This is a genomic window from Actinokineospora pegani (assembly GCF_009745975.1).
Lineage (GTDB): Bacteria > Actinomycetota > Actinomycetes > Mycobacteriales > Pseudonocardiaceae > Actinokineospora > Actinokineospora pegani.
Genome location: NZ_WHOL01000064.1, coordinates 156,612 through 176,773, shown reverse-complemented (window position 1 = coordinate 176,773; position 20,162 = coordinate 156,612). Strand labels below are relative to the sequence as shown.

The following is a 20,162-nucleotide window of genomic DNA, read 5'->3' as shown; positions in this document are numbered from 1 at the left end:
AGGCCGCGCGTCCGCGTCGGTCACCATCGGCGGCATGAAGCTCCCCGGGTTGCTCAACCGAACCCAGCAGGTCCCCCTCCCCGGTGTCACGGGCATCGCGCGGGTGGACCGCCGGACCCGCGACCTGCTGCGGCGGCTGTCCCCCGGGGACGTCGCCGTGCTCGACCAGCTCGACCTCGACCGGGCCACGGCGCAGGCGCTGATCGAGGCCGAGGTCGTCGCCGTGGTCAACGCCTCGCCGTCGATCAGCGGGCGGTTCCCGAACATGGGTCCGGAGCTGTTGATCGACGCGCACATCCCGCTCATCGACGACGTGGGGTCCGAGGCGCTGCGCGCGATCCGCGACGGGTCGAAGGTGCGGCTGCACGACAACGCCGTGTTCGCGGGCGAGAAGGAGCTGGTGTCGGGCACGCGGCAGACCCCGTCGTCGGTGGCCGACCAGATGATCGAGGCCAAGGCGGGGATGTCGGCCCAGCTCGAGGCGTTCTCGGCGAACACGATGGAGTTCCTGCGCCGGGAGCGGCTGCTGGTGCTCGACGGGATCGGGGTGCCGGAGCTGCGCACGCCGCTGCGCGGGCGGCAGGTGGTCGTGGTCGCGCCGGGCACCGCGCACGTCGACGACGTCAAGCTGCTCAAGCGCTACATCGGCGAGCACCGGCCGGTGCTGGTCGGGGTGGACGGCGGGGCGGACACGCTGCTCAAGGCCGGGCACCGGCTCGACGTCATCGTCGGCGACCCGGACGGCATCTCCACCGAGGCGCTGCGCTCGGGGGCGGAGGTGGTCGTCCCGGCCCAGCACGACGGGCACGCCCCCGGCCTGCGGCGGGTGCAGGACCTGGGCATCGGCGCGGTGACCTTCCCCGCCTCCGGCAACGCCGAGGACCTGGCGCTGCTGCTGGCCGACGCGCACGGGGCCGACCTGGTGGTCACCGTCGGGTTCCAGGCGACGCTGCGGGAGTTCCTCGACCGCGGCCGGTCGGGGTCCAACCCGTCGACCTTCCTGACCCGGCTCAAGCTGGGCAGCAAGCTCGTCGACGCCAAGGCCGTGGCCACCCTGCACCGCAGCCGGGTCTCGCCCGCGGCGGTGCTGCTGCTGGTGGTCGCCGCGCTCGTCGCCATCGCCGCGGCGGTGGCGGTCTCCGGCGTGGCCGCCGCGTACACCGACTGGGCGGTCGAGGCGGGGAACTCGGTCGTCACCTGGATCAAGGGGCTGCTGTCGTGATCTCCCTGCGCTACCACGTCATCTCGATCGCGGCGGTCTTCCTGGCGCTGGCCGTCGGGGTCGTCCTCGGCTCCACGACGCTCAGCCGCACGCTGCTGTCCGGGCTCAGCGCCGAGAACGGGGACCTGGGCAGCCAGGTGTCCACGTTGGAGCAACAGCGCAACGCGCTCAACGCCCGCCTGGGCGACGCCGAGTCGTACGCGACCGCCACCGGCCCGTCGGTCGTGCGCGGCGCGCTGGACGAGCGCACCGTCGCCATCGTCACCACCGCCGACGCCAGCCCGGTCGACCGCGACGCGCTCAAGGGGCTGGTGGCCGCGTCCGGGGCCACCGTCACCGCCGAGCTGCGGCTGACCGAGGCGTTCACCGACCAGGCGCGCGCCGACGAGCTGCGCGAGGTCGTCACCCGGCTGCTGCCGACCGGGGTGCAGCTCCCCACCGTGTCCGACCCGGGCACGCTGGCGGGCGGCCTGCTCGGGCCGCTGCTGCTGATCTCCAAGACGGACAACCAGCCGCAGGTCTCCGACGCGGAGTCGGCCGCGGCGCTGACCGGGCTGACCGAGGGCGGCTTCGTCGAGGCCCAGCCCGACCTGCGGCCCGCCCAGCTCGCGATCGTGCTCACCGGCGGCGAGGCCACCGGCGACGCCGCGGGCGACCGGGCCGCCACCGTGGCCCGGTTCGCCGCCCAGGTCGACCGCTCCGGGGCGGGCGCGGTCCTGGCGGGCACCACCGAGGGCTCGGCGGACGGGGCGGGCCCGGTCGGCGTCGTGCGCGCGGACACCGCCGCCACCAGCATCTTGTCTACTGTGGACAACGTGGACACGCCCGCGGGCCGGGTGGTGGCGGTCTTGGCCCTGGGCGAGCAGTTGGCCGACAAGGCGGGCCGGTACGGCATCGCGGGCAACGCGCAGGCCGCCGCGCCGGGCGCCCCCACGGAGTGAGTCCCTCGCCCGTCCGGGTGACCCGCCGGGGCCGGGCGGGGGTGGGCCCGGTCGGGCACCGGGTCGGGTTGGACATTTCCCACCCCCTCGGGCCGGTGCCGGGCCGAGGCCCGGTCCGGCGGGTGTTATCGTGAAACCCCGTGGACCGGTGCGGCCGTAGCGCCAAGCCGAGGAGAGTCAGCAGACTCGGACAACCTCTCAGATCGACCACGGGAGCCTCGTTGGTGCAGCACGCGCGCACGACCAAGCACGTTTTCGTCACCGGGGGCGTCGCCTCCTCGCTGGGCAAGGGCCTGACCGCCTCCAGCCTGGGTCAGCTCCTCACCTCCCGCGGGCTGCGGGTCACGATGCAGAAGCTCGACCCGTACCTGAACGTGGACCCGGGGACGATGAACCCGTTCCAGCACGGCGAGGTGTTCGTCACCGACGACGGCGCCGAGACCGACCTGGACATCGGCCACTACGAGCGCTTCCTCGACCGCAGCCTCGCGGGCGCGGCCAACGTCACCACCGGGCAGGTCTACTCCGCGGTGATCGCCAAGGAGCGGCGCGGGGAGTACCTGGGCGACACGGTGCAGGTCATCCCGCACATCACCGACGAGATCAAGTCGCGGGTGCTGGCGATGTCCGAGCCGGACGAGACCGGGCACGCCCCCGACGTGGTCATCACCGAGGTCGGCGGCACCGTCGGCGACATCGAGTCGCTGCCGTTCCTCGAGGCCGCCCGCCAGGTCCGCCACGACGTGGGCCGGGACAACGTGTTCTTCCTGCACGTGTCGCTGGTGCCCTACCTGGCCCCCTCCGGCGAGCTCAAGACCAAGCCCACCCAGCACTCGGTGGCCGCGCTGCGCAACATCGGCATCCAGCCCGACGCCATCGTCTGCCGCGCCGACCGCGAGGTCCCCGACGGCCTCAAGCGCAAGATCGCGCTGATGTGCGACGTGGACACCGCCGCCGTGGTCGCCGCCGTGGACGCCCGCTCCATCTACGACATCCCCAAGGTGCTGCACACCGAGGGCCTCGACGCCTACGTGGTGCGCAAGCTCGACCTGCCGTTCCGCGACGTCGACTGGACCGTGTGGGGCGACCTGCTCGACCGCGTGCACAAGCCCACCGAGACGGTGCGGATCGCCCTGGTCGGCAAGTACGTCGACCTGCCGGACGCGTACCTGTCGGTCACCGAGGCGCTGCGCGCGGGCGGGTTCGCCCACCGGGCCAAGGTCGAGGTCGTCTGGGTCGCCTCCGACACCTGCGAGACCCCGGCCGGGGCCGCGCAGGCACTGGCCGGTGTGGACGGTGTGCTCATCCCCGGCGGCTTCGGCGTGCGCGGCATCGAGGGCAAGATCGGCGCCATCACCCACGCCCGGCAGAACAAGGTCCCGCTGCTGGGCCTGTGCCTGGGCCTGCAGTGCATGGTGATCGAGACCGCCCGCAACCTCGCGGGCATCGCCGACGCCGACTCCGCCGAGTTCGACGAGGCCACCAAGCACCCGGTGATCTCCACCATGGCCGACCAGCAGGACGTCGTCGCGGGCGAGCGCGACATGGGCGGCACCATGCGGCTGGGCGCGTACCCGGCGACACTGGCGGCGGGGTCCATCGTCGCCCAGGTCTACGGCGCGCGGGAGGTCTCCGAGCGGCACCGGCACCGGTACGAGGTCAACAACGCCTACCGGGACCGGCTGACCAAGGCCGGTGTGGTGTTCTCCGGCACCTCGCCGGACGGGCGGCTGGTCGAGTTCGCGGAGTTGGCGGCGGACAAGCACCCGTTCTTCGTCGGCACGCAGGCGCACCCGGAGCTCAAGAGCAGGCCCACCCGGCCGCACCCGTTGTTCAGCGGGTTCATCAAGGCCGCGCTGGGGTACCTGCGGGCTGCCCGGCTGCCCGTTGTGCTGGACGACGAGCAGATCTCGGCCGGGGCGTCGTCGTGAGCGGGCGGCACGAGTTCGAGCTGGTGTCCACACGGGACGTCCATGTGGGGCGCATCCTGGCGCTGCGGGTGGACTCGATCCGGATGCCCGGCGGGGATGTCGCTGACCGCGAGGTCGTTGAGCACCTGCCCGCGGTGGCCGTGGTGGCGCTGGACGACGAGGGGCAGGTGGTGTTGATCCACCAGTACCGGCACCCGGTGGGGGACCGGCTGTGGGAGCTGCCCGCTGGGCTGGTCGACCACGACGGCGAGGACCCGTTGGCTGCCGCTCAGCGGGAGCTGGTGGAGGAAGTGGGGTTGGCGGCCGAGGAGTGGTCCGTGCTTGTGGACCTCGCTGTGTCCCCTGGGTTCACCGATGAGACCGTGCGCGTGTACTTGGCTACTGGGTTGCGGCAGGTTGAGCGGCCGGACATGGGGGAAGAAGAGGCGGATCTGGTGATCCGCCGGGTTCCCCTGGGGGAGGCTGTGCGGATGGCGTTCTCGGGGGAGATGGTGAACACCTCGGCTGTGGCTGGGGTGTTGGCTGCGCAGGTTGTTGATTCGGGGGTGGGGGCGGTCCGGGTCGCTGATGCTGCCTGGCCCAGTCGGTCTACGGCGTTTGGTCGGCGGCAGGGGTAGGGGCCTGTTGTGGCTGGGGGAGCCTGTCCTGTGGGGCCGCGGATTGTTTAACTCCGGGGGATCGGTGTNCCCACCCTTGACACCGATCCCCCGGAGCTAAGTGCGGCCAGGAGTGGGGCCAGGCCGGGGTGTGACAGGGGTGTGGGGGGTACGGGGGAGGACCTGGGCTTGGTGGTGGGGTGGGGAGAGGGGTTGTGGGGTGGGTGCGGTCGTGGGGATATGGGTCAGCCCAGGCGCCGGGGGTGGGGCCTGGGCTGATGGGGGGTGGGTGGAGAGGGGAACTGGCTAGTCGTCGGTGTCCACGGCGTCGAAGAGGGCGCCGATCTCCGCTCGGTTGAGGCTGCGGATGCCGCCGGGGCGTTGGTTGCCCAGGTGGACGCCCGCGATCTGGGTGCGGATGAGCTTGGTGACGGGGTGGCCGACTTCCTCGAGCATGCGGCGGACGATGTGCTTGCGGCCCTCGTGGACCACGACCTCGACCATGGCCTTACCCGCGTGGCTGTCGACCAGGCGGAAGGAGTCGACCTTGGCGGGGCCGTCCTCGAGGACCACGCCCTCGCGCAGGCGCTTGCCCACGTCGCGGCCGACGGGGGCGGGGACCTCGGCCAGGTAGGTCTTGGCGACCTCGAAGGAGGGGTGCATCAGCTTGTGGGCGAGGTCGCCGTCGTTGGTCAGCAGGAGCAGGCCCTCGGTGTCGGCGTCGAGGCGGCCGACGTGGAAGAGCTTGTCCACGCGCTCGCGCAGCAGGTCGCCGACGCAGGGGCGGCCGAGGTCGTCGGTCATGGTGCTGTGCATGCCCTGCGGCTTGTTCAGCGCCATGTAGACCCGGTCCTCGCGGACGTTCACGCGGACCCCGTCGACGTGGATGACCACGGTCTCGGGGTCGACGCGGCGGCCCTGCTCGCGCACGATCTCGCCGTCGACCTGGACGCGGCCCTGGTCGATGAGCTCCTCGGCGGCGCGGCGGGAGGCCACCCCGGCGCTGGAGAGCACCTTCTGCAGGCGCACGCCCTCGTTCTGCTCGCTGGCCGACAGCGGCTTGCGCGGCTGCGGCTTGTTCACCCGGGGCGGCTGGGCGCCGCCCCGGCGCTGGGGCTGCCCGCCGCGCGGGGCCTGGCCGCGGCCTGACCCGGCGGCGCCCCGCTTGCCCTGGTCGGCCCGCTTGCCCCCGCGGGACCCGGATGGCTGGTTCGGCCTAGGAGACATCGTCGATCGCTTCCACTTCCGGCAACAGCGGAGCGATCGCGGGCAGGTCCTCCAACGAGGACAGCCCCAACCGCTCCAAGAACAACTCGGTGGTCCGATACAGGATTCCACCCGTCTCGGAGTCGGTCCCGGTCTCCTCGATCAGGCCGCGCACCACGAGGGTGCGGATGACGCCGTCGACGTTGACCCCGCGCACCGCGGCGACCCGGGCCCGGGTGACCGGTTGACGGTACGCGACCACCGCCAGCGTCTCCAACGCCGCCCTGGTCAGCTTCGCCCGCTGCCCGTCGAGCAGCAGCTTCTCCACCACCGGCGCGTACCGGTCGCGGGTGAACAGCCGCCACCCCTCGCCGACCCGCCGCAGGTCGATCCCGCTGCCGGTCTCGGTGTACCGGGCCTGCAACCGGCGCAGCGCCTGCCGCGTCCGCCCGACCGACTGGTCGCACGCCGCCGCGAGCACCTCGGTCTCCGCGGGCGAGTCGACCACGAGCAGCACCGCCTCCAACGCCGAGTCGAACGCGTCGTCCTCGGTGAGGTCAGGGAACCGCAGCCCGTTGGTCACCGCCTCCCCGTCGACCTCCTCCTCCGGCGGCAAGGACGCGGCCATCTCCGCCACGGTCGCCTCGGTGGCGTCGTCGACCAGGTCGTCGACGGTCTCGTCGATCGGTGCCCCGCCGTCACCGGCACCGGTCTGGGCCGCCTCGGTGGGACTGGCCTGGGGATCGGCGGCGCCGGTCTGGACCTGCTCGGCGGGCCGCGTTCCAGCGGACTCGCCTGCTGCCTGGTCGTCGGGCTCGAACGACGCCCCGCCGCCACCGGTCTGGGCGGTCTCGTGGTGGGCGGTGGTCGCCTGCGCGGTCCCGTTCCGGGATCGGGTGCCGCGGGCCCGGGGTGCCCCAGCCCGGTCGGCGTGGGGCTTGGTGGCGCCCGCCTGGGCGGTCTCGGCCCCGGGGTGGGCCTTCGCGGGCTCGGCGCCGCTGGTGTGGGTGGCGCCCGCCTGGGCGGTCTCGTTCCGGGGCTGGGCGGGCGCGGGCCGGGAGCGGGGGGCGCGGGCCGGCTCAGCCGGGTCGGCCTGGGGATCGGCGGCGCCGGTCTGGACCTGCTCGGCGGGCCGCGTTCCAGCGGGCTCGCCTGCCTGGGTGGCCTCGGCGTCGGGCCGGTCAGCCGGGTGGCCGGTGGGCTGGGCGGCTCTCGCCCGCGCGGCCTCGGGCGTGCCGGGGGCGGGGGTCCGGGACCCGGTGGCGGGCTGGTCGTCGGGCTCGGGGGGTGGCTGGGCGGGGTCGCCGGGGCGGTCGCGGGGGGTGAACAGGCCTGCCAGGCGTTCGGCCACCTCGTCGCTGATCCGCAGGTGGTTGTCGTCGGGGGTGCTCACCCGTAGTCCTCGTCCTCGGGGTCGGTCGGGGTGGCGGGCGGCGGGTCGGCCTCGCCGGTCCACTCGACGACGAGTTCGCCGAGGGGGGTTTCCTGCTCGAACAGGACCGTGGCCTCGCGGTAGAGCTCCAGCAGGGCCAGGAACCTGGCGACGATCTCCAGGGTGTCCTCGGCGTCGGCGATGAGCTCGGCGAAGGTCAGCTTGCCGTGCTCGGCCAGCCGCAGGCGCAGCAGGCCCGCTGTCTCGCGCACCGACACGGAGCGCTGGTGGATGTGGTCGGTGGACACGACCGGGGGCGGCTTGGGGCGGAAGACGGCGGCGGCGATCTCGGCGAAGCGGGCCGGGTCGACGCCGAGCATGACCTCCGGGAGCAGGTCCTGGAAGCGGTCCTCGATCGACACCGAGCGGGGGTAGCGGCGCAGCGCCGTGGTCTCCAGCTCGGCGAACAGGGCGGCGACCTGCTTGTAGGCCCGGTATTGCAGCAGCCGGGCGAACAGCAGGTCCTTGGCCTCCAGCAGCGCCAGGTCGTCCTCGTCGTCGACCTCGCCCTGCGGCAGCAGCCGGGCGGCCTTGAGGTCGAGCAGGGTCGCGGCCACCACCAGGAACTCGGTGGTCTCGTCGAGGCTCCAGTCATCGCCCATGGCCTTGAGGTGGGCGATGAAGTCGTCGGTCACCCGGTGCAGGGCGACCTCGGTGACGTCCATCCGGTGCTGCGAGATCAGTTGCAGCAGCAGGTCGAACGGGCCCTCGAAGTTCGACAGCCGCACCCGGAACTTGCCGTCCCCCGCCTCCTGCGCGGTGGGGGTGTCGGCGACGGCGGTCACCGGCCCTCGTCCCGGCGCAGGCGCTGGACCAGCACGGACTCGTCACCGTGCTGCTCGAGGTCGGCCAGCAGCACCGCCACGGCCTCGCGCACCACCCGGCCGCGGTCCACCGCGACCCCGTGCTCCGCGCGCAGCGCCAGCCGCGCCTGCTCCAGCGCCAGCAACTCCTCGTCGGAGACGTACACCGTGATCTTCGCGGTGTGCTTCTGCCGGGGCGTGCCGCGCGGCGGCCGCTCGGCCGCGGGCGGGGCGTCGAACAGGGCGGGCACCGAGGGGGGCTCCGGCATCCGGCGGTGGGCGGAGATCGGGACGGTGGAGCGGAACAGCTCGTCGGCTCCCGGGAGCGGCACTCTCCTGGTCACCTGGCGATCACCTCACGTGCGAGTTGGCGGTAGGCCTTGGCGCCCGCCGACCGCGGGGCCCAGGTCGTGATCGGCTCCCCGGCGACGGTCGTCTCCGGGAAGCGCACGGTGCGGTTGATGGCGGTGTCGAAGACGATCTCGCCGAAGGCGTCGACCACCCTGGCCATGACCTCGCGCGAGTGCAGGGTACGCGGGTCGAACATGGTCGCCAGGATGCCGGTGATCGACAGCTTCGGGTTCAGCCGGTCGCGCACCTTGTCGATCGTGTCGATCAGCAGCGCCACCCCGCGCAGGCTGAAGTACTCGCACTCCAGCGGGATCAGCACCCCGTCGGCGGCGGTCAGCGCGTTCACCGTCAGCAGGCCCAGCGAGGGCTGGCAGTCGACCAGGATGAAGTCGTAGTCGTCGAGCACCGGGCGCAGGGTGCGCATCAGCGAGTGCTCGCGGCCGACCTCGGAGACGAGCTGCACCTCCGCCGCGGACAGGTCGATGTTGCTGGGCAGCAGGTCGAGGTTGTCCACGATCGTGCGCATGACGACGTCGCGCACGCCCACCGAGCCCTCGATGAGCACGTTGTAGATGGTGCGCTCCAGCTCGTGCGGGGGGATGCCCAGGCCGACCGACAGCGCGCCCTGCGGGTCGAAGTCGACCAGCAGCACCCGGCGGCCGTACTCGGTCAGCGCGGCGCCGAGGTTGATCGTGGACGTGGTCTTGCCGACCCCGCCCTTCTGGTTGCAGATCGCCAGGACGCGCGCGGGCCCGTGCCGGTCGACCAGCGGCGGCTCGGGGATCTGCCTGCGCGGGCGGCCGGTCGGGCCGATGGTCCCGGCGACGACCGGCTCGTCCACGCCGTCGTCGTCGGAGTCCCTCGGGGCGATGCTCAGCCCCCGACCCTGCTCCGAGCGCGGAAGTGTCGACATGGCGATCTAGCTCCTTGTCGCCTGCGGTCCTGACCTCCGCAGCGTAGGCGCGCGCGGGACCGCCACCAACGCGGCTCGCCGCTGCTCGATCAAGCCCGCGCGCCGGTGAGCGCGCCCAGGACGGCGTCGAGCAGGCCGGGGAAGAGCCGGTCGAGCTCGTCGCGGCGCAGCGACAGCCACCGCTGGTTGCGGTCGGGCCGGGTCCTGGTGAGCCCGGCCTCGCGCAGCACCCGCAGGTGCTGCGACAGCGTCGACTTCGCCACCGCGACGTCGAGTTCGCCGCAGGGCAGCTCACCGGACCTGGCGAGCTGGCCCACCACGGCCAGCCGGGTCGGGTCGCTGAGCGCGTGCAGCACCCCGGCCAGCCGCACCTCATCGATCGTCGGCTCGTGCACGCGCTCACCCTAGGCCTTCCGCGCGGTGTGAGTGCGAGATCACCTCATGTCGGCCGGGAACCGCGCCCCCAGGTCGCGGCGCGCGGCGTCCAGCACCGCCATGACCCCGACCGTGTCGGCCAGCGGCACGGTCGGGCTCTCGGCCAGCCCGGCGCGCAGGCAGCGGGCGACCTCGGCGAACTGCGGCCCGTACCCGTTGCCTGCCAGCGGCGCGGTCAGCACCTCGTCGGTCCCCTCGAGCGGCCCGCCGCGGTGCACGACCAGCTCCGGCGGCCGGTACAGCGGCCCGCGGAAGGTCAGCCACCCGGTCGTGCCCAGCACGACGGCCTCGTTGGCCGAGGGCCCCTCGACCGTGCAGGAAAGCTGCGCCCACTGCCCGCCCGGGTACGACCAGAGCATCGCCGCGGTGGAGTCCGACCCGGTCGGCGACAGCCGCCCGGTGGTGCTGGTGCCCGAGGGCGGGCCGATGAACAGCCACGGGTACACCGCCGTGTAGACGCCCAGGTCCAGCAGCGCCGAGCCCCCCGCGGCCAGGTCGAACAGCCGGTGCGCCGGGTCGAACGGCAGGGCCATGGCCAGGTCGGCGCGCACCCCGACGACGTCGCCGATCGCGCCGTCCGCGACCAGCGCCTGGGCGCGCAGCAGCAGCGGGTGCTGCCGGGTCCACATGGCCTCCATGCAGAACACGTCGTGGTCCTGCGCGGCGTGCACGACCTGCTGGGCCTGGGCGGCGGTGAGGGTGAACGCCTTCTCCACCAGCACGGGCTTGCCCGCCTGGATCGCGAGCAGCGCGTGCTCGAGGTGCTGGCCGTGCGTGGTGGCGACGTAGACGACGTCGACGTCGGGGTCGGCCACCAGTTCGGCGTAGGAGCCGTACGCGGCGGGGGCGCCCAGGCCGTCGGCGGCCCGGCGGGCGCGGTCCAGGTCGCGGGCGGCGACCGCGTGCACCGCGCAGTCGTCGGTGTCGCGCAGGTCGGGGCCCGCGCTGGCGGTGATGGCGCCCGCGCCGAGGATTCCCCAGCGCACTGGGCCGTCGTGGGTCAGCGGTTGCGGCATGGGTCCAGTGTGTCGATCACCGTGTGGCCCGGGGGTGTGCCGTGGCGTACACCTCGCGCAGGGTCGTGACGGTGACCAGGGTGTAGATCTGCGTGGTGGTCACCGAGGCGTGCCCGAGCAGCTCCTGCACCACCCGCACATCCGCGCCGCCCTCGATGAGGTGGGTGGCGAACGAGTGCCGCAGGGTGTGCGGGGAGACCGTGCCGGTGACGCCCGCCCGCTCGGCGGCGACCTTGAGGGTGTTCCACGCGCTCTGCCGGGTCAGCCGCCCGCCGCGCAGGTTGAGGAACACCGCGGGCGTGCCCCGGCCGCGGGCGGCGAGGTCGGGTCGGGCGCGCACCAGGTAGACCTCGAGCGCCTCCAGCGCCGGGCGACCGATCGGGACGATGCGCTGCTTGCCGCCCTTGCCGTCGAGCCGCACGGTCCGGTCCACGGCGTCGACGTCGTCGAGGTCCAGTCCCACGGCCTCGGAGATGCGCGCGCCGGTGGAGTAGAGCACCTCGAGCAGCGCGCGGTCGCGCAGCGACCCGGGCCCGTCGCCCAGCGGTGACTCCAGCAGCCGCAGCACGTCGTCGACCGGCAGCGCCTTGGGCAGCCGCCGGGGCGGGGTCGGCGGCTTGACCTCGCGCGCGACGTCGGTCTCGATGAGCCCCTCCCGCACGGCGAACCGGTGCAGCCCGCGCACCGCCACCAGCGCCCGCGCCGCCGACGACGCCGCCAGCGGCGGGTGCTCGTCGTCACCGGTGCGCAGCAGCGCCAGGAAGTCGGCGACCTGCCGCTCGGTGACCTGCCCCAGGTCGGCCACGCCGTGCGCGGCCAGGTGGTCGAGGTAGCGGCGCAGGTCGCGGGTGTACCCGTCGAGGGTGTTGGCCGCCGTCCCCCGCTCGACGGCGAGGTGGTCCAGGTAGGTGCGCGAAACCGGCTCCGGGGCTGCGCTCACGCGGCGGATGGTAGTGCGCCCGGCCGCCTGCCAGGTCGCGACGCGCGGAGGAAACCACTCCGCGCCCCGCCCCGTCGAAGTAGTGTGTCGAGAATGAGCCACCCCCCGGACCCCGAGGACGTTCGCGTCGGAAACCTCGAGCGCGAGGACGCCATGCGGGTGCTCGGCGAGCACTTCTCGGCGGGCAGGCTCCAGGTCCACGAGTACGACGAGCGCGTCGGCCACGCCACCGCCGCCACCACCCGCGCCGAGTTGCAGGTCCTGTTCGCGGACCTGCCCGCCCCGTACCCGCCCTTCATGGCCCCGCCGATCTGGTCGGCCCCGCCGCCCGCCCCGTTCCCGCCCCACCCGGGCGCCATGCACCCGCCGCCCCCTCCGGGCTACCCGCCCGCGTACCCGCCGCCGGTGCACTACCCGGTGCAGCCGATGGGCTACTCGGACAAGTCCAAGGTCACCGCGGGCCTGCTGCAGATCCTGCTCCCGTTCGGCGCGGGCCGCTTCTACACCGGCCACGCGGGCATGGCCGTCGGCATGCTCCTGGGCACCCTGTTCACCTGCGGCGCCCTCAGCCTGTGGTCGATCGTCGACGGCGTCATCCTGCTGGTCAACGGCGGCACCGACAACTACGGGCGACGGCTCAGGGACTAGCCGGGGCGCTGCCGCGGGTGGCCAGGCGCTGCATGGCGCGGGCGGCGGGTTCGACCACCCGGGCGGCGACCGGGCCGAGGATGGCCATCAGCAGCACGTAGGCCGTCGCCAGGGCGGCGAGTTGGCCGTCGACCGCGCCAGCGGCCACCGCCAGTCCGGCGATGACGATCGAGAACTCGCCGCGGGCGACCAGGGCGGCGCCCGCTCTGGCCCGGCCCATCCTGGCTATGCCCTGGCGTTGGGCGGCGAACCAGCCCGTGGCCAGCTTGGTGATGGTGGTGATCACCGCCAGGGCGATGGCGTAGCCCAGCACCGGGGGGATCGACCGGGGGTCGGTGTTGAGGCCGAACACCACGAAGAACACCGCCGCGAACAGGTCGCGGAGGGGTTCCAGGAGCTTGGTGGCGTTCTCGGCGGTGGAGCCGGAGATGGCGATGCCCAGCAGGAACGAGCCGACCGCCGCCGACACCTGGAGCTGGGAGGCCAGGCCCGCGACCAGCAGCGCCGCGCCCAGCAGGCGCAGGAGGAAGACCTCCGGTTCGGGGCTGTCGACGACCATGGAGACGTAGCGGCCGAACTTGAGGGCGACGACGAGCACGACGGTGATGACGATCAGCGACACGCCGACGGCGGTGAGGCCGCCCAGCAGGGTGGTGCCCGCCAGGACCGCGGTGAGGATCGGCAGGTAGAGGGCCATCGCGAGGTCTTCGAAGACCAGGATGGACAGCACGACCGGGGTCTCGCGGTTGCCGAGCCTGCCCAGGTCGCCGAGGACCTTGGCGATGATGCCCGACGAGGAGATGTAGGTGACGCCCGCCATCGCCAGGGCGCCGACCGGGCCCCAGCCGAGCAGGAAGGCCACGGCCGCGCCGGGGGCGGCGTTGAGCACGATGTCGAGCACGCCCGCCAGCCAGGAGCGGCGCAGGCCGGTGACCAGCTCGGCGGCGGAGTACTCCAGGCCGAGCAGCAACAGCAGCAGCACCACCCCGATCTCGCCGGACAGCTCGGTGAACGGTTCGATGCCCTCCAGGGGGACCAGGCCGCCCGCGCCGAACGCGAGGCCTCCGAGCAGGTAGAGCGGGATGGGTGAGACGCCGATCTTCCACGCGAGCCTGCCCAGGATGCCCAGGCCGAAGAAGACCGCTCCCAGCTCGATCAGGGAGATGGCTGTGTTGTGCAATTATCCGCGAACCTTCTCGTGATCAGCCGTTGTCGAGGACGTCTGCGGCTTGGGCCAGCCCCTCCGAGGTCCCCACGGTGATCAGCAGGTCGCCGCCGCCGAGGGTGAAGTCGGGGCGCGGCGACGGGTGGACGGTGCCCGCGCGCACGACGGCCACCACGGACACGGCCGTGCGGGTGCGCAGGGCGGTGTCGCCCAGGGTTCGCCCGTCGTAGGGGGAATCCTGGGCCAGCGGTAGCTGCCGCGTGTCCACCCCGGGCACGTCCCGGTTCTGCTCCTGCAGCTTGGCCACGAGCTGCGGGCCGCCGAGCAGGTTCGCCAGCGCGCCGGACTCGTCGGTGGTCAGCGGGATCGACGCCACGCAGGAGTCGGGGTCGTCGTGCTTGGACACGATCAGGTCGAAATGGCCGTCCCGATACGTGACTACCCCGATCCGGCGCCCGGATCGGGATACGAAGTCCTGACGCGTGCCTATCCCGGGCAGCGGGGTCACCTCGACGTTCACCACATCACGGTAACAAGCTCCCGGCGCGATTACTTCCCCCACTCTCAACCGTCGAACAGCGCGGTCAACCGGGGCAGGACGACCGTCTCGCGGGACAGCGGGGCGGCCGGGGCGGAGTGCGCCACGCCCAGCTCGGACAGCTCCTCGTCGAGCGCCCGCTCGCCCGACTCCCCGTAGGCGTCGTGCGCGGCGAAGTCGAGGCTCTCCCACTCCGGCCAGTCCTGCGCCGACCACTCCCGCATCGGCCGCGCGGCCAGCTCGCGCACCGGGGCCTGGTCGGCCAGCGCGTCCGCGTCGGCCACGACCGCGTCGAACGCGGCCCGCCCCAGCGTCAGCAGCCAGAGCTGGAACGACCGGAACACCTCGTCGGTGCACACCCCGTCGTGGATGAGCCGGGCCGCGCGCAGCAGGCCCGGGGTGTCGGCCCTGGTCCGCACGGTGTGCAACCGGACCGCGAAGTCGACGATCTGCGCGACCGGGAGCCTGGTGAGCTCCTCGGTCAGCCACTCGGCGCGCTCGTCGCGGTCGCCCGGTTGCTCGGCCGCGCGGGCGATCAGCTGCCAGAACGCCTCATCGGTCATGGGTCCGATCATGGCAGCAGGGCCTGACAATCCACGACGCCCACACGCGTGTGTGAGGCTGTGGGCACCGCATAACACCTGATCAGGGGAGGACCACGTGGCGCACGACGCGGCGTTGACCTATTCGACCTACCTGGCCCTCGACGAGGTCCTGGGCGCCCAGCGCCCCCGCTCGGACGAGCACGACGAGCCCCTGTTCATCGCCGTCCACCAGGTCTACGAGCTGTGGTTCAAGCAGCTCCTGCACGAGTTCGACCACCTGCAGGCCGTCCTGGCCCGCGGCGACACCGCGCACGCCACCCGCACCCTGCGCCGAACCCTGTCGATCTTCAAGGTGATCGTCGCCCAGGTCGACGTGCTGGAGACGATGACGCCGAGCCAGTTCACCAGCTTCCGCACCCGCCTCGACGCCGCCAGCGGCTTCCAGTCCGCCCAGTTCCGCGAGCTCGAGGCCGTCCTCGGCCACCGCGACGGCTCGGTGCTGGCCCACCACGCGGGCGCACCGGCCCTGGCCGCCGCCATGGCGCGGCCCTCGCTGTTCGACTCGTTCCTCGTCTACCTGGCCGAGCACGGCTACGCCGTGCCCGAGGGCCTGCTCACCCGCGATGTCACCCAGGCGTGGCAACCCTCGCCCGCCCTGCAAGCGGTGTTGCTGGCCGTCTACGCGGACGACGGCGGCCCGTCGACCATCGCGGAGTACCTGGTCGACCTGGACGAAGGTCTCCAGGAGTGGCGCTACCGGCACGTGAAGATGGTGGAGCGCACCATCGGCGCCATGCCGGGCACCGGCGGCTCACCCGGGGCGGCGTACCTGCGCGGCACCCTGTTCACCCCGGTCTTCCCGGACCTGTGGGCCGTCCGGGGGGCACTGTGACGCGCGCCGAGGAGCTGGCCCCGCACTACTCGCGCTTCCGCGTGGCCGAGCGGCTGCTGTTGACCGGCCACTCCCACCAGGCGTGGCCGGACGTCGCGCTGCACGGCCAGATCGCGGCCTTCACCGACGCGGCGCTGGACGTGGACGCCAAGTGGGAGCGCGCCTTCGAACGGGCGGACCGGCTGCGCGCGGCCTACGCGTCGCTGGTCGGCGGCGGCCCGATCGCGCTGGGCGCCAACACCCACGAGCTGGTGCTGCGGTTCCTGTCCGCGCTGCCGCTGCGCTCCCGGCCGCGCCTGGTGACCACGGACGGGGAGTTCCACACCCTGCGCCGCCAGCTCGCCCGGTTGGCAGAGGCGGGGGTGGAGGTCGTGCGGGTTCCCGCGCTCCCGGCGGCGGGGCTGGCCGACCGGTTGGCGTCCGAAGTGGATGACCGAACGGCGGCGGTGCTGGTCTCGGCGGTGCTGTTCGAGACCTCGCACGTGGTGCCCGGCTTGGACTCGGTGGCGTCGGCGTGCGCGCGGGTCGGGGCTGAGCTGCTCGTCGACACCTACCACGCGTTGGGCGCCCTGCCCTTCGACGCGACGGGTCTGGCCGGGGCTTGGATCGTCGGCGGTGGGTACAAGTACCTGCAGATGGGGGAGGGCAACTGCTTCCTGCGGCTGCCGCCGCAGGCGGAGCGGACCCGGCCGGTGATCACCGGGTGGTACGCGGAGTTCGGGGAGCTGGCGGCTGCCGCGCCGGGGCAGGTCGCCTACGGGGCGGGGGCCGAGCGGTTCGCGGGGGCCACCTATGACCCGGTGAGCCACTACCGGGCGTGTTCGGTGCTGGAGTTCTTCGAGGGGCAGGGGCTCACGCCCGGGGTGCTGCGGTCGATCTCGTTGCGGCAGACGACGTTGCTGGCGGACGCGATCGACGCGCTGGACCTGCCGGGGGAGTTGGTGGCGCGGGTGCCGGGGGCGCGGGCGGGGTTCGGCGGGTTCGTGGCGGTGCGTTCGCCGGTGGCCGGTCGGTTGCAGGCGGGTCTCGCGGCGCGGGGGGTGTCGACGGACTCGCGGGGGGAGTACCTGCGGTTCGGGCCCGCGCCGTACCTGGCGGACCGGCAGTTGCGCGACGCCGTGGCCGCGCTGGGGGAGGTGGCCGCCTCGGCGCGGCGCACGACCTAGGGCTCGTCCTCGGCCACGCGCGAGTACTTCGCGCGGTCGCCGTAGCGGGCCAGGACCGTGGCGCGGAGGTCGGCGTCGGAGCGGGGGACCGGTTCGATGAAGACCTCGGTGACGTCGTGGAAGCGGCCCTCGAGGGTGCTCGCCAGGCGCAGGCAGACCCGTTCCAGCTCGCCCGCGGTGATGGTGTCGACGAAGTCGACGCGGGCGCAGACCAGGACCCGGTCGGTGCCGATGAGCATGGTCTGCAGGTCGACCACGGCGTCGACCTCCGGGGCGCCGCGCAGGGTGTCGCGCACGCCCATGAGCAGCGCCGGGTCGGCCTGCTGGCCGATGAGCAGGCCCGCGTTGGTGCGGCCCAGCAGGAACGCCACGCCCGCCAGCAGCACGCCGATGGCGATGGAGGCCAGGCCGTCCCAGAGCGAGGATCCGGTGAGCTGGTGCAGGCCGACGCCCGCGAAGGCCAGGAGGAGGCCGGTCAGCGCGGCGGAGTCCTCGTACAGCACGGTCTTGGGCGCGGGGTCGTCGCTGTCGCGCAGGTGGGCGCGCAGGGTGCGCCCCGCTTCCCGGGCCTCGCGGCGGACCTGGCGCAGGGCCTGGGTCCAGGACGTGCCCTCCAGCACGAAGGCGACGGCCAGCACGACGTAGGCCACGATGGGCGAGGTCTGCTCCTCGGCCTCGCCCAGGACCGTCGAGAACCCCTCGTAGAGCGCGAAGACCGCGCCCGAGACGAAGATCGACACCGCCGCCAGCAGCGCCCAGAAGTACCTGGCCTTGCCGTAGCCGAAGGGGTGCCTGCGGTCGGCGGGCTTGGCCGAGGTGCGCAGGGCGGTCAGCAACAGGATCTCGGTGATCGTGTCGGCCACCGAGTGCACCGCCTCGGCCAGCATCGCCGAGGACCCGGTGACAAGCCCCGCGATCAGCTTGAGGATGGCGATGGCCAGGTTCATCGCGCCCGCGAGGACGACGGTCAGGGTGCTTCCGCCACCGTTGTCCGGTTTGTCTTTCTTGTTGCTGCTGCTGGGTTCCGCCACCCGGACGACGTTATTCCGCGACGGACCGGTCCGCTGGGCCGAAGGCCGCCAGGAAGGTGTCGACGGCGGCCTCCGCGACCGACCGCAGCTCCGCGGCGCCGACCGGGACGGTGCCCATCCGCGACCGGCCCTCCATCGGTCCGGTGAGCAGCGCGGTGAACTGCTCGGCCGCCGAGGCCGGGTCCAGTCCGCGCAGGCCGCCGGACAGCGACAGCCGGGCGAACTGGTCGGCCAGCGCCGCGCCGACCCGGTCGGCGACCTCGCCGCGCACCACCCCGACGAGGTCGGGGAAGCGGGCGATCTCGGTGTGCAGGAGCCGCCGCAGCGCCCAGGAGCGGTCCTCGGTGTAGCACTGGGCGAGCCGGAAACCCACTTCGGCCAGCAATTCCCGCACGTCCGGGCTGGGTGTGCGCAGCAGGTCCACCACGGCCATGTTCTTGGCCAGCGCCCGCTCGGACTCGGCGGCGACGACCTCGCGGAACAGGGTCTCCTTGTCGCCGAAGTGGTTGTAGACCGTCGGCTTGGCCACCCCCGCCTCGGCGGCGATCACGTCGACACCCGCGGTGGCGAAGCCCTCCCTGGCGAAGACGTCGAAGGCCGCCCGCAGGATCGCCTCCCGCTTGTCGATGCGCCCGCGCGCCACCCGTCCCGCTGTCACCCCGTCATCGTAGGCGGGTTGATAATGAACTGAGCCGAACGTTAGATTGAACTGGTCAGTTCATTTCATCCTGGGGGCCAACCATGACCGCGTTCACACCCGACCTGCGCCGGCTCATCGCCGTCCTGCTGCTGGGCGGCATGATCGGCCTGCTCGACGGCACGATCGTCGCCGTCGGCGCGGAGACGCTCGCCGACCACTTCGACACCGACCTGGCCACCATCGGCTGGGCCTCGACCGGCTACCTGCTCGCGGTCACCGTCGCCATCCCGCTGACCGCCTGGGCGGGGGAGCGGTTCGGCACCCGGCGGCTGTGGCTGGCCGGGCTCGGGCTGTTCCTGGTCGGCTCGGTGGCCGCGGGCCTGGCCTGGGACGTGCCGAGCCTGATCGCGGCCCGGGTGGTGCAGGGCCTGGGCGGCGGCACGCTGGAGCCGGTGCTGCTGACCCTGCTGGCGCGCGCCGCCGGGCCCGCCCGCGCGGGCCGGGTCATGGGGCTGATGGGGGTGGTGCTCTCACTCGGGCCGGTGCTGGGGCCGATCGTCGGCGGGGTCGTCCTCGAGGCCCTGGACTGGCGCTGGATGTTCTTCGTCGCCGTCCCGGTCGGCCTGGTGTCGCTGGTGTTCTCGGCCCGACTGCTGCCGCACGAGGAGCCGGGGCAGGCGCCCCCGTTCGACGTCGTGGGGTTGGCTCTGCTGGCGCCGGGCTTCACCGGGTGCGTCTACGCGCTGTCGCGGGGCGACGCCGTGGGCATCGGCGTGCTCGGCGTGGTCCTGCTGGGGGTCTACGTCGCGCACGCCCTGCGCGTCCGCTCGCCGCTGATCGACGTGCGGCTGTTCGGCGACCGGGGGTTCGCCGCCAGCGTCGTGGTCATGACGGCGGTGGGGGCGTGCCTGTTCTCGGTGCTGTTCGCGGTGCCGCTCGCCCAGCAGGCCGACGGGCGCGGCGTGCTCGCCGCTGGTCTCGCCGTCGCCCCGTACGGGCTGGGCTCGGCGCTGGCGATGCCCTTGGCCGGGAGGCTCAGCGACACCGTGGGCACCCGGGCCCTGGCCGTCGGCGGGGCGGCGGTGGGGCTGCTGTGCGCTGTGGGCATGGCGGTGGGGGCGCCGGTGTGGTCGACGTTCTTCATGGGGGCGGGGCTGGGCGCGGTCGGCGCGTCGACGATGGGCTCGCTCTACCGGACCCTGCCGGTGGAGTCGGTCGCGCAGGGCAGTTCGGGCTTGTTCATCCTCAACCAGTTGGGCGGCTCACTCGGCGTCGCGGTCGTCTCCGCGCTCGCCACGACGGCGGGGACGGGGGCGGCGCTGTGGTGGGTGGCGGGCCTGGCGGGGGTGATCACGCTGGCCACACCGCTGCTGCCGGGCCGGGTTTGTCACGAGCGGCTGAACACAGCAGGGTGACCCACGCAGAATACACAGTGGTGTGGGCCACTCTGAGGAGTGGGTTGGTCACGAACCGCGCCGATTGGGTGGCAGGATCGAAACCGTGTCGATCTCTACACCTAATCGTGAGACGCAAGTGTCAGCAGACGAGACCGTGCGCATGACCCCGATCAAGGCACCGACCAAGCCGGACCCGGTGATCCCGGCGCAGGCGCAGCGCCCCGCTCCCCGCAAGCCCCTCATCAAGCGCATCGCCCGCCGGATCGTGGGCGACGGAATCCTCACCAAGCGCTGACAGGTGTTTCCCGAACCGGGGCCGGACCACGTCCGGCCCCGGTTCGCGCGCGTCCGGGC

Annotated in this window: 22 protein-coding genes; 9 read left to right on the top strand and 13 right to left on the bottom strand. The window is 73.2% G+C overall.

All coding sequences use genetic code 11. The annotated features are described in order from the left end of the window. Window positions 1-34: 34 nt before the first annotated feature. The 4 genes from steA (at window position 35) to GCL84_RS09185 (ending at window position 4,711) form a co-directional block, all read left to right on the top strand. Window positions 35-1,222, top strand: coding sequence for a putative cytokinetic ring protein SteA (gene steA / locus GCL84_RS09200; protein WP_156754963.1), 1,188 nt, complete (start codon window positions 35-37; stop codon window positions 1,220-1,222). Beyond that, window positions 1,219-2,163, top strand: coding sequence for a copper transporter (locus GCL84_RS09195; RefSeq protein ID WP_156754962.1), 945 nt, complete (start codon window positions 1,219-1,221; stop codon window positions 2,161-2,163). Before steA ends, GCL84_RS09195 begins: the two co-directional genes overlap by 4 nt. Window positions 2,164-2,387: 224 nt before the next feature. After that, complete coding sequence (locus GCL84_RS09190) at window positions 2,388-4,094, top strand: CTP synthase (RefSeq protein ID WP_156754961.1); 1,707 nt, start codon at window positions 2,388-2,390, stop codon at window positions 4,092-4,094. After that, window positions 4,091-4,711 (top strand): NUDIX domain-containing protein, encoded by a 621-nt coding sequence (locus GCL84_RS09185; RefSeq protein WP_156754960.1) that lies wholly within the window; start codon window positions 4,091-4,093, stop codon window positions 4,709-4,711. Before GCL84_RS09190 ends, GCL84_RS09185 begins: the two co-directional genes overlap by 4 nt. Before the next feature lie 285 nt (window positions 4,712-4,996). Here the strand turns inward: GCL84_RS09185 and GCL84_RS09180 are convergent, their stop codons facing one another. From GCL84_RS09180 to xerD, 8 genes are all read right to left on the bottom strand, one after another. After that, window positions 4,997-5,917 (bottom strand): pseudouridine synthase, encoded by a 921-nt coding sequence (locus tag GCL84_RS09180; protein WP_156754959.1) that lies wholly within the window; start codon window positions 5,915-5,917, stop codon window positions 4,997-4,999. Further along, the gene (gene scpB / locus GCL84_RS09175; RefSeq protein WP_235926108.1) at window positions 5,907-6,581 is read right to left on the bottom strand and encodes an SMC-Scp complex subunit ScpB; all 675 of its coding nucleotides are present in this window, start codon (window positions 6,579-6,581) and stop codon (window positions 5,907-5,909) included. The genes GCL84_RS09180 and scpB overlap by 11 nt, the downstream gene beginning before the upstream one ends. A gap of 704 nt (window positions 6,582-7,285) precedes the next feature. Next, window positions 7,286-8,113 carry a segregation and condensation protein A gene (locus GCL84_RS09170; protein ID WP_156754958.1) on the bottom strand — a complete coding sequence of 276 codons (828 nt, stop codon included), beginning with the start codon at window positions 8,111-8,113 and terminating at the stop codon, window positions 7,286-7,288. Continuing rightward, the gene (locus tag GCL84_RS09165) at window positions 8,110-8,475 is read right to left on the bottom strand and encodes a hypothetical protein (RefSeq protein ID WP_156754957.1); all 366 of its coding nucleotides are present in this window, start codon (window positions 8,473-8,475) and stop codon (window positions 8,110-8,112) included. Before GCL84_RS09165 ends, GCL84_RS09170 begins: the two co-directional genes overlap by 4 nt. Continuing rightward, a complete protein-coding gene (locus tag GCL84_RS09160) occupies window positions 8,472-9,395 on the bottom strand; it encodes a ParA family protein (protein ID WP_156754956.1) in 924 nt (307 codons plus the stop codon). The genes GCL84_RS09165 and GCL84_RS09160 overlap by 4 nt, the downstream gene beginning before the upstream one ends. 89 nt (window positions 9,396-9,484) lie before the next feature. Next, window positions 9,485-9,790, bottom strand: coding sequence for an ArsR/SmtB family transcription factor (locus tag GCL84_RS09155; RefSeq protein ID WP_156754955.1), 306 nt, complete (start codon window positions 9,788-9,790; stop codon window positions 9,485-9,487). Between the two features lie 39 nt (window positions 9,791-9,829). Further along, window positions 9,830-10,846, bottom strand: a complete 1,017-nt coding sequence (locus GCL84_RS09150; RefSeq protein WP_156754954.1) for a Gfo/Idh/MocA family protein — start codon at window positions 10,844-10,846, stop codon at window positions 9,830-9,832. Window positions 10,847-10,862: 16 nt separating this feature from the next. Beyond that, a complete protein-coding gene (gene xerD / locus GCL84_RS09145; RefSeq protein WP_235926101.1) occupies window positions 10,863-11,786 on the bottom strand; it encodes a site-specific tyrosine recombinase XerD in 924 nt (307 codons plus the stop codon). 93 nt (window positions 11,787-11,879) lie between these two features. On the opposite strand from xerD, the gene GCL84_RS09140 reads away from it, so the two are divergent. Next, entirely contained in the window at window positions 11,880-12,434 is a 555-nt protein-coding gene (locus GCL84_RS09140; RefSeq protein WP_156754953.1) for a DUF1707 domain-containing protein, read from the top strand. Here the strand turns inward: GCL84_RS09140 and GCL84_RS09135 are convergent. From GCL84_RS09135 to GCL84_RS09125, 3 genes are read right to left on the bottom strand one after another with little or no spacing between them, the layout of a single operon-like run. Further along, a complete protein-coding gene (locus GCL84_RS09135; RefSeq protein WP_156754952.1) occupies window positions 12,424-13,614 on the bottom strand; it encodes a cation:proton antiporter in 1,191 nt (396 codons plus the stop codon). The genes GCL84_RS09140 and GCL84_RS09135 overlap by 11 nt on opposite strands. A 22-nt stretch (window positions 13,615-13,636) precedes the next feature. After that, window positions 13,637-14,119, bottom strand: a complete 483-nt coding sequence (locus GCL84_RS09130; RefSeq protein ID WP_156754951.1) for a cation:proton antiporter regulatory subunit — start codon at window positions 14,117-14,119, stop codon at window positions 13,637-13,639. Window positions 14,120-14,163: 44 nt separating this feature from the next. Beyond that, the gene (locus GCL84_RS09125) at window positions 14,164-14,700 is read right to left on the bottom strand and encodes a DUF4240 domain-containing protein (RefSeq protein ID WP_197523116.1); all 537 of its coding nucleotides are present in this window, start codon (window positions 14,698-14,700) and stop codon (window positions 14,164-14,166) included. A 97-nt stretch (window positions 14,701-14,797) separates the two neighbouring features. Between GCL84_RS09125 and GCL84_RS09120 the strand changes: the two genes are divergently transcribed. Together GCL84_RS09120 and GCL84_RS09115 are read left to right on the top strand one after the other, a co-directional pair. Next, window positions 14,798-15,574 carry a tryptophan 2,3-dioxygenase gene (locus GCL84_RS09120; RefSeq protein WP_235926100.1) on the top strand — a complete coding sequence of 259 codons (777 nt, stop codon included), beginning with the start codon at window positions 14,798-14,800 and terminating at the stop codon, window positions 15,572-15,574. Continuing rightward, on the top strand, window positions 15,571-16,740 hold the full coding sequence (locus GCL84_RS09115; RefSeq protein WP_156754949.1) for an aminotransferase class V-fold PLP-dependent enzyme: 1,170 nt from the start codon (window positions 15,571-15,573) through the stop codon (window positions 16,738-16,740). The genes GCL84_RS09120 and GCL84_RS09115 overlap by 4 nt, the downstream gene beginning before the upstream one ends. Here the strand turns inward: GCL84_RS09115 and GCL84_RS09110 are convergent. Beyond that, complete coding sequence (locus tag GCL84_RS09110; RefSeq protein ID WP_268891341.1) at window positions 16,737-17,771, bottom strand: cation diffusion facilitator family transporter; 1,035 nt, start codon at window positions 17,769-17,771, stop codon at window positions 16,737-16,739. The genes GCL84_RS09115 and GCL84_RS09110 overlap by 4 nt on opposite strands. Before the next feature lie 10 nt (window positions 17,772-17,781). After that, complete coding sequence (locus GCL84_RS09105) at window positions 17,782-18,429, bottom strand: TetR/AcrR family transcriptional regulator (protein ID WP_156754948.1); 648 nt, start codon at window positions 18,427-18,429, stop codon at window positions 17,782-17,784. Window positions 18,430-18,512: 83 nt separating this feature from the next. On the opposite strand from GCL84_RS09105, the gene GCL84_RS09100 reads away from it, so the two are divergent. Beyond that, window positions 18,513-19,826: a DHA2 family efflux MFS transporter permease subunit gene (locus tag GCL84_RS09100; protein WP_156754947.1), complete on the top strand. Its 1,314-nt coding sequence runs from the start codon at window positions 18,513-18,515 to the stop codon at window positions 19,824-19,826. A gap of 118 nt (window positions 19,827-19,944) precedes the next feature. Beyond that, entirely contained in the window at window positions 19,945-20,103 is a 159-nt protein-coding gene (locus GCL84_RS09095) for a hypothetical protein (protein ID WP_156754946.1), read from the top strand. Window positions 20,104-20,162: the final 59 nt, after the last annotated feature.